Origin of the sequence: Vogesella mureinivorans (genome assembly GCF_007644035.1) — a bacterium.
GTDB lineage: Bacteria > Pseudomonadota > Gammaproteobacteria > Burkholderiales > Chromobacteriaceae > Vogesella > Vogesella mureinivorans.
Genome location: NZ_VMTV02001049.1, coordinates 1 through 423, shown reverse-complemented (window position 1 = coordinate 423; position 423 = coordinate 1). Strand labels below are relative to the sequence as shown.

The following is a 423-nucleotide window of genomic DNA, read 5'->3' as shown; positions in this document are numbered from 1 at the left end:
CGGATCTGCTCACCCGGCGCGAATTCACCGCGCAGGATGCGGGTGGCCAGCGGGTTCTCCAGCTGCTGCTGGATCGCGCGCTTCAGCGGCCGCGCGCCGTAGACCGGGTCGAAGCCGACACTGCCCAGCAGGTCCAGCGCGGCATCGCTGATCTCGATCTTCAGCTGGCGGTCGGCCAGACGCTTGGCCAGGTACGAGGTCTGGATGCGTGCGATCTCGCGAATCTGCGCGCGGCCCAGCGGGTGGAATACCACCAGCTCGTCGAGTCGGTTGATGAACTCCGGTCGGAAGTGGGCCTGCACCACGCCCATCACCGCCGCCTTCATCTTCATGTAGTCCTCCTCGCTGTCGCCGGCCAGCTCCTGGATCATCTGCGAGCCGAGGTTCGAGGTCATGACGATGACCGTGTTGCGGAAGTCGACC

At 66.0% G+C, this 423-nt stretch carries 1 protein-coding gene; it reads right to left on the bottom strand.

What is annotated here, in order from left to right; all coding sequences use genetic code 11:
- A partial coding sequence (locus FLQ44_RS22690) for a ClpB D2-like domain containing protein (RefSeq protein ID WP_147696164.1) occupies positions 1–423 on the bottom strand: 423 nt, incomplete at both ends.